This is a genomic window from Staphylococcus hominis subsp. hominis (assembly GCF_002901845.1).
GTDB lineage: Bacteria > Bacillota > Bacilli > Staphylococcales > Staphylococcaceae > Staphylococcus > Staphylococcus hominis.
The window spans coordinates 23,290-31,604 of the sequence record NZ_PPQE01000007.1 but is presented as its reverse complement, the minus strand read 5'-3'; the positions used below and the strand labels follow the sequence as shown (position 1 = coordinate 31,604).

The window sequence follows — 8,315 nt, the reverse complement described above, 5'->3', positions numbered from 1 at the left end:
CGGTCAAAAAGATGAACAAGATGATGAAGGTAAAAATGGTGCTGACTATGTAGACAATACTACAGATGAAACAACTACTCATACTGTTGTTCCTGGAGATACTGTAGCTAAAATTGCTAATGCACATAACACTACTGTAGAACAAATTGTTAAAGATAATGGCCTTGTAGATTCAAATTACATCGTTCCAGGTCAAGAATTAGTAGTTAATCACCCTGTAACTAATACTGAAGACCTAACTCAAACAACTACTCACAATAACAATTTCACTACTTCTCAAGATGTTGTTGATAATAAAGAATTACCTGAAACTGGTAGTGAATCAAATGTTAATTCTGGTTTATTAGGCGGTTTAGCTTTAGCTGCTGGTGCAGTACTAGTTGGATTTAATAGAAGAAAAGAAGAAAAATAATTTTTAATAAAAAGGTGCGAGTTCCTATTATGGAATCGCACCTTTTTTTAATTAATATTCTCGAACTGCAAATATAAGTTTTATTTTATTCCTAATTAAATAAGTACCTACTTCATAACCGTTTTTTTCATTATTGAAGTAACTCCAACTGTAATTACTACCTTTTCTTTAAAACTAGGATTATAATTAACTACTAAATCCTTGTAATCAATTCATAATCTATACACTCTATATGAATTTTATATTTTCCGACTATCTTTTTAACTTCCTTTTCAGTCATACTTGAAAAACTATATATCCATTCACATTTATATTTATTCATGATTTCAAATGACTTTAACGGTATTTTATATAAATTTATTATAATATATAAAAATAATAATGAAGTGTTTCTCACTTCATTATTACTAATTAGTTATTCTTTTCATAACGTACTTTTTGACGGTAACCATATGTGCTTTCTTTAATTAATTGATCATTAAGCAAACCTGCGCCTATTGCTCCTGCAACAGTAGATATTGAGGTTGCAAACCAAGGAATACTTAAATAAAGTTGGACACTGGCTGGTCCTTTTAAACCTACTTGTTGTCCTAAGAATCCTGGAGGTAATAACACAAGCTCTGCTATTAAGAATAATAAATATAAAATCATATAATATATAACAATGGCTATCAATAAAGTCATGATGGTTGTTAAATTATATAACATTACAATTCTTTTATGCTTAGCTTTTTTTGTAGATTCCCATAGACCATGGGAGACCATTATCCAAACGAGCATACCTAAAATTGCCATGATGGAAATTCCAAATAATCGCCATACAGAAAAATCAAGCCCCATATTCCACATGGTTGAAAAAATCAATCCAAATGCGCCTGTCGTAAAAGCAATCGCTACAATATTACTTAAACTTGCCATCATATTCAGTGGGTTATTCGCAAAGGTCATCCCACTGACAAGTCGTATCATTCCAAGACTACGTGAATTTGATAAATATCTTAAATGATTATTTCCTGTTTCTTTTAAATGTACTTCTGTTTTCTCAATACGTGAAAAAGGAAATTGTTTATTGATTTCTTTCTTAACCCTATTATTGTCATCATAACCCGCATGCTCTCTTTCAGAATAATGAAGTTCATTAATAATGGTTACGATAGCATGTTTAAAACGATTCTTTACAGGACGCCATCCAAAAGCAGGATACGAAAATATTGCAGCGCCATTTTTTTTATTAATATCTAAAGCAAGTACGTTTTGATGATAGAACATAGGTAAGTCTGTAATTCCTACAACATAATCCCATTCTCTTTTATTATGATAATCTTGAATTTTTTTGAATATTTCTTCCACACTTTCCGCAAAACCAGTAAGAGGATCCACCACGAGATCAACTTTCCAGTCACGTTGGTGATTATCTTGTTCTGATAATATATTGGGTATCTCATTAATTAAACTTTGTGCTAATTTCTCCGTCACTCCTGGTGCCACAACGAGACCAATTATTTTTTCTTCACTCATGTTGTCTCCTCCTCTCTATGATCTTGTTTTTTATGTTCATCTTGTTGGTTATCATTATTTTGTTTATTGGATGCACTTTCTTCAACATGTTGATTTGATGCATCATGAGAAGATGATTGAGCTTGTTCTTTTTCTTTCTTCTCTTGTTCTGCTTCTTTATAACGATGATATTGTCGATACGAATAAGTAATCTGACGGATTTTTTCTTCATTCTCTACAGTAGACCCCATTGCCCCAGCAAGTAAACCTAGTGAAGATACAAACCATACTAATTTTACATAATTTATAAACGTAAAATGAGGATGTGCGCTAGTCCATTGATTAAATAAACCTGGTGGAACAAACAATGATACACTTATCGCTAATAAAAGATATAAAATAATATAATTTAAAAGTGTAATAATAAATAATGTAAATATGGTAGTGAAATTATAAATATAGCGATACACACGCTGTGATTTAGCTGTTTTACGTTCAATCAATTGATGTGCATAGAGTAACCAGCCTGTCATACCTAGGATAGCAATAAGCATAAGTATAATAAATCTTACTATGGAGTACTGTATACTCAGTTCCCAAGGCATGGAGAAAATCGATACATAAGTCCCAGTTGCAAAAGCAACTGAAATAATCTTTTTGAAATTAAAAATATTTTTCCATGGTTCATTTGCCCGTGTTAACCCTAAAATAAGTTGGATCCAACTGAGAATAAACCATCGATGAATATAACGTTGCTTTGGCGTTTCATCTTCATTTGGTTCTACTGCTTTAGGATGTATAAGAGGATGAATCTTGGGAGCCACTCTTGAAGTTGAATAATACAATTGTTCAATAATAGAAGTTAAACTATCTCTTAATTTTCGTCGTAGGTCTATCCAACCTAATGAAGGTAAAGATAGCATCGCTACTTGTTTATCATTATTAAAATCACTAATCACTACTTTATTTCCAGAAATACTTGGTAAATCTGTAATACATACAACAAAATCCCAATCATGTTGATCTTTCATTTTTGCCGCTTTATCAATACTTTCATGTACATCTTCAGCTGAGCCAATCATTAAATCAACGTGTAGTTGAAATACCCATTCTTGTTGATCATTCACACGTTGATTCAGCTGTTCTTTTATATCTGGAATAACAGCTTCTACGTGTTTACGAGACACACCCGGTGAAGGTATCAAACCAATTTTGTGCATTGTGTTATCCTCCTTTCTTTATAAATATAAAAAGTAAGGTGTACGTTGAAAAAGTCTACTCTTTTCAAACGTACACCTATTTATAAATAATTATTTAGCAAGTACAAGTGGTGAAAAGATAATGTAAGCAAGTACTACTAAACCTAGAATAATACCGCCTGTAACATAACGATATTTCCAAGGTGTAAGATCCACTTTAGCTTGATTAGTATTTAAGTCAAACGTATTGGAAGGTTTAAATTTATTAAAGACAAGTATAATAGCTAAATCAATAAAGAACATAAAACTAAAAGTATATAGATAATTTAATTGTGGCACCATAAAACTAATTGCAGCATATAACACAATGTGTGTAACTAAAGCTACTTTAGCGCCTAGTTTAGATGTGTGCTTAGAATAAAATGCAACTAAGACCAATGCAAGTACTGGCATACTATATACACCATTGAACTGTTGCACAATCGCATATAATCCACTTGGGAAAAGGGCAATAAGTGGAGATATACCTACTACAATAATGCCAATCACAACTGTCGCGATATGACCGACACGTGCAATATGTTGATCTGAAGCACGCTTACCAAAAATAGGTTTATAAAAGTCTAAAGTAAAGAGTGTTGTTGTACTGTTTAATGATCCAACAAATGAACTTAATATGGCTCCAAAAATAACTGCTCCGAATAGACCATAGCCCCAATCAGGTAAAATCGCCTGAATCAATGCAGGATAAGCATTATCATTAGATGTTATACCCCCATTGAAATAATTATATGCAATAACACCAGGAATCACTGTAAAAATAGGACCAAATACCTTGAATAAACTTAAATATATCGCACCTTTTTGTGCTTCTTTTAAATTCTTACCAGCTAAGGCTTTTTGTACAATCATTTGGTTCGCACACCAAAAGAATAAATTATTAAAGAACATACCAAAGAATAATGTTGGCCATGGAACAACATCTGAATCAATGGCTCCAAAAGCGTTTAGTTTTTCAGGCGTACGTTGGATCATGTGGTCGAATCCTTTTACAAAATTCCCATCACCTAAATGATGTAAACCTAAAATTGTAATAATCAAACCACCTATAATTAATCCGACACCATAGATTGAATCACTAAATGCGCTCAGTGACAAACCACCGATAAATAAATAGATAACACCTACTGCACCAATGACAAATGCAATAATAATCGTTGCTGTTGCATCACTTACTCCTAAGTATTTTCCAATATTAAACATTTTATTAAATACTAATGAACCAGAGTATAAGACAACTGGTAAAAATGATACAACATAAGTGAAAATAAATAATATAGAAACGAAACGTTTAGTAAAGGTACCATAACGCATTTCAAGTAATTCAGAAATGGTATCCACACCGTACCTTAAATATTTTGGTAAGAATATCCATGCAAGTAAGACAACTGCTACAGCAGCTGTGACTTCCCAAGCCATCACTTCCATACCCTTACCATAACTTTGACCATTCTGTCCTACAATTTGTTCTGTAGATAGATTAGTCATAATAATCGTTGAGGCAATCGTAAATCCTGTTAAACTATTGCCTCCCATAAAATAGCCATCTGCACTATCAGTCTTTATTTTTCTTGAACGCCAAAACGCATAAAGACTGACCCCCATAACAACGGCTAAAAATAAAATAATTGCTAGCCAATTCATAATACGTGTCGCTCTCCTCAATATTTTATTTGTAAAAAATAAAAACGTTAAATCTTCATTCAACGTTAAACTGTTTATTACTTATCCTATAAAGCACCTATTTAGTGTAACTTCTATTTTAACCACGGTATATCTGATTTTCAATCATATAATTGAAAATTATTATAAAAATAAATTATATAAATTTTTATTTTTATATTCAAATAAAAAAGTAATCAATATATTCTTTAATGGAAGCGCTTGACTTCTGATAATAGAAGTCATAAAGTGAAACTATAGTTAAATCATATGCACTAGGGGTGTTTTAAAACTGAGATGAGGTGTAACCTCAAACCCTTTGAACCTGAACTAGCTTATACTAGCGTAGGAAAGTGTCGTATAAAATAAGATGACCTGTTGAGATGTGTCAAACTGTTCTCAATAATGATAGATCTATTTTAATGCAACTTTCCTAACGCGAAGGTTGCATATTTTTTTGCTGTAAATGAAGTAAATGGAGGCACGATATTTATGACGAGAACAGTATTAGTAACTGGAAGTAGCCGTGGTTTAGGTGCGGTCATTGTGAAAACATTAGCTACACAAGGATTTGAAGTGATCATTAATTACAATCAAAGTCGTGAAGCGGCTGAGGCACTTGCAAAGGAGCTTGGTGACAAAGCTATCGCAATTCAAGCAGATGTCACACAACGTGCTGAAGTTGATCGTTTAGTTAATGAGGCAACACATCATTTTGGAAAAATTGACGTTGTGGTCAATAACGCATTAGTTAATTTTAAATTCGATCCTAATGCGCAAAAGGCCTTTAAAGACTTAGCATGGGAAGACTACCAACAACAAATTGACGGTACCCTAAAAGGCGCTTTTAATGTTACTCAAAGTGTCATTCCACAATTTATAGAGCGTGGTTCTGGTGCCATTGTAAGCATTGGCACAAATTTGTATCAACATCCCGTTGTCCCATATCATGAATACACAACAGCTAAAGCTGGGTTGATTGGATTCACGCGTAATGTTGCAGCCGAATTAGGGCAATATGGTATTACTGCTAATGTAGTGTCAGGAGGATTGCTTAAAACAACTGATGCTAGTGCTGTCACTACACCAGATGTTTTTGATTTAATTGCACAGACGACTCCATTACGTAAGGTGACTACCCCACAAGATGTTGCTGATATGGTTGCTTATTTAAGTAGCGAAGCTGCAGATGGTATGACTGGTCAAAATATTACTGTCGATGGTGGTTTAACCATGAATTAATATAGGTCTGGTCTTCCTTAGCTTAGAATAGAAATAAAATGAACATTGGAGTGAGAAATTAAATTGACTCATCAACATCAACTTCATCTCGGTGTATTAATCTATGGATGTGGTCATCATCAAGCTGCTTGGCAACTTCCCAATTCAAGTATTGAACGTCTCGGTGATATTCATTACTATCAAGAATTAGCCCAGTTATCTGAAAAAGGACTGTTAGACGTAGTTTTTTTCGCAGACAATCAGTCATTTATCCCTAGCTATACGTCGATGCCAAGTTTTTGGTTTGATCCACTGATTAACTTAACTGCTATATCTCAAGTCACACAACATATTGGATTAGTTCCTACGATTTCAAGTACATTTTCTAATCCATTCACTGCAGCACGTCAGTTACTTAGTTTAGATCATATTAGTGGTGGACGAGTGGGATGGAATTTAGTCACTTCCATGACAGATGCCGAAGCTCAAAATCACAGCATGGATCATCTACCTAATCATGATGAACGCTATAAGAAAGCTGAAGAGTTTGCTCAAGTCATGAATGGATTGTTTGATTCTTGGCATACTGAAGATTTCAAACCCAACCGGCATCACCATACAATGATCAATCGCAACATCAAACCGCTTCACCACAATGGCAAATATTTTCAAGTTCATGGACCATTGACAACACCAAGTAGCATTCAGGGAAAACCTGTGGCGATGCAAGCAGGTGCCTCTAAACAAGGTATTGCATTAGCTACAAAATATGCAGATGCAGTATATTCCGTTTCTTGGAATATGAAGCAAGCAAAACGGTATCGCGAGCGCTTAGATAGTGAAATGGCACAACGTGACCATCAGCGTTATATTAAAGTGTTTCCTGGACTAGTCACTTATGTGGGTCATACACATGAAGAAGCATTGAAAAAGAAAGCAGAACTTGATCAACGACTTCCTATCAAAGCCGCTTTAAAGCAACTCAGTTTTTTCATTCAACAAGACTGTAGTCAGTGGGAATTAGATGCTCCTGTGCCTAAACTACCTTCCTTAGAAGAGTTTAACGGTCCCGCGGGTCGATATGAAACCATCTTAGAAATTATTCAAGATAAGCAACCTACTGTAAGAGAACTGCTAAGTTACCTTAATGCGGGTGGTGGACATCTGACACTCATAGGTACGCCAAAAGAAATTGTAGATGAAATGGAACGCTGGTTTAATGCAGGTGTTGCAGATGGATTTAACTTAATGCCACCTTCTTTACCAGATAGTTTAAACGACGTAGTTACACTCATTGTACCTGAATTACAACGTCGTGGCTTATATCGACATCAGTATAAAGGTTCTACACTAAGAGAACACTTAGATTTAATTTAATGTCTAATATATTTTATCCAAACCATATAGTAGAAATTAACGTAAAAAGCGATGGTATTAACTTAGGAATACCATCGCTTTTATATATCATATTATTAATATTTGTATGGATCGTTATCTTTTTCTTCTTGAAGCTTTCTTGCTTCATCTTGAATAAAGTCATTACTTCGTTTATTCGTTTTATGATTTGAATAACGTTGATCACGATAGTCGTCATCATTTGAATCATTTACGTGTGTATCGTGGTATCTTTCATTATTATTGTCCGCTGCTTGATCTTTATTTGAATAATGATCTTTAATATAACGTTGTTGTTGTCTTTCTTCTTCATCATTCAAAATGAATGCATTATTATTTGCATTTACATCTTGATGGTCTCTTTTGTAATGATCATTATAACCACCATTGCCATACACGTCATGCTTAGGTTTACGAACAAGTAACATAATACCTGCAATTAACCATAAAATTAAACTAATCCAGTTTGTAGCAATCGCTAAAATACCTGCAATAATTAATAAGATACCTGCAAGTTTAGGCTTTTTATTAATTAAAATACCGCCAATAATTGCAAGAATTAATGGAATGAACGCGCCCCATGTAAAGAAATTAAATAAACCACCTAATGCATCCATACCATTATTTATTTCTGTTATAGAAACCTCATTGCCTTGCTTTTGTGTTTCATTAATAATTTGTTCTTTAAAATCAGCATTACCAATAAATGGTTTAATCATTAAAAACATAATTGCAACTAATGCTTGAATCGCAACACCTATCCAAGTAAGGACGTGTTCCCCAGTACGTTTAATATTATTGTTACTATTTCTATTTGTTGCATCATCATATTGTTTCGCCATTATTCCGCCTCCTTTTTTATCCTTATA

Annotated in this window: 7 protein-coding genes and 1 riboswitch; of the genes, 3 read left to right on the top strand and 4 right to left on the bottom strand. The window is 33.6% G+C overall.

Going from position 1 to position 8,315, the window contains the following annotated elements:
- The coding region (locus CD034_RS01040; RefSeq protein WP_142380636.1) for a LysM peptidoglycan-binding domain-containing protein at nucleotides 1-412 on the top strand (412 nt) is incomplete at its 5' end.
- Between the two features lie 411 nt (nucleotides 413-823).
- On the opposite strand, the gene CD034_RS01030 is transcribed toward CD034_RS01040, so the two are convergent.
- The 3 genes from CD034_RS01030 to CD034_RS01020 form a co-directional block, all read right to left on the bottom strand.
- The gene (locus CD034_RS01030; protein WP_049431935.1) at nucleotides 824-1,930 is read right to left on the bottom strand and encodes a hypothetical protein; all 1,107 of its coding nucleotides are present in this window, start codon (nucleotides 1,928-1,930) and stop codon (nucleotides 824-826) included.
- Nucleotides 1,927-3,129 carry a 5,10-methylene-tetrahydrofolate dehydrogenase gene (locus tag CD034_RS01025; RefSeq protein ID WP_103288052.1) on the bottom strand — a complete coding sequence of 401 codons (1,203 nt, stop codon included), beginning with the start codon at nucleotides 3,127-3,129 and terminating at the stop codon, nucleotides 1,927-1,929. Before CD034_RS01025 ends, CD034_RS01030 begins: the two co-directional genes overlap by 4 nt.
- Before the next feature lie 90 nt (nucleotides 3,130-3,219).
- The gene (locus tag CD034_RS01020; protein WP_103288051.1) at nucleotides 3,220-4,812 is read right to left on the bottom strand and encodes a solute:sodium symporter family transporter; all 1,593 of its coding nucleotides are present in this window, start codon (nucleotides 4,810-4,812) and stop codon (nucleotides 3,220-3,222) included.
- A gap of 285 nt (nucleotides 4,813-5,097) precedes the next feature.
- Nucleotides 5,098-5,199, top strand: a riboswitch (TPP riboswitch).
- Between the two features lie 123 nt (nucleotides 5,200-5,322).
- Between CD034_RS01020 and CD034_RS01015 the strand changes: the two genes are divergently transcribed.
- A complete protein-coding gene (locus CD034_RS01015; protein WP_103288050.1) occupies nucleotides 5,323-6,072 on the top strand; it encodes a 3-oxoacyl-ACP reductase in 750 nt (249 codons plus the stop codon).
- Nucleotides 6,073-6,135: 63 nt separating this feature from the next.
- Nucleotides 6,136-7,428, top strand: coding sequence for an LLM class flavin-dependent oxidoreductase (locus tag CD034_RS01010; RefSeq protein WP_002449506.1), 1,293 nt, complete (start codon nucleotides 6,136-6,138; stop codon nucleotides 7,426-7,428).
- Nucleotides 7,429-7,523: 95 nt separating this feature from the next.
- On the opposite strand, the gene CD034_RS01005 is transcribed toward CD034_RS01010, so the two are convergent.
- Nucleotides 7,524-8,288, bottom strand: a complete 765-nt coding sequence (locus CD034_RS01005) for a DUF4064 domain-containing protein (protein ID WP_103288049.1) — start codon at nucleotides 8,286-8,288, stop codon at nucleotides 7,524-7,526.
- Nucleotides 8,289-8,315: the final 27 nt, after the last annotated feature.

Bases quoted from the DNA above. Each gene is read 5' to 3' on its own strand.
- CD034_RS01030 (WP_049431935.1), bottom strand. From the start codon at position 1,930: ATGAGTGAAGAAAAAATAATTGGTCTCGTTGTGGCACCAGGAGTGACG.
- CD034_RS01025 (WP_103288052.1), bottom strand. From the start codon at position 3,129: ATGCACAAAATTGGTTTGATACCTTCACCGGGTGTGTCTCGTAAACAC.
- CD034_RS01015 (WP_103288050.1), top strand. From the start codon at position 5,323: ATGACGAGAACAGTATTAGTAACTGGAAGTAGCCGTGGTTTAGGTGCG.
- CD034_RS01020 (WP_103288051.1), bottom strand. From the start codon at position 4,812: ATGAATTGGCTAGCAATTATTTTATTTTTAGCCGTTGTTATGGGGGTC.
- CD034_RS01005 (WP_103288049.1), bottom strand. From the start codon at position 8,288: ATGGCGAAACAATATGATGATGCAACAAATAGAAATAGTAACAATAAT.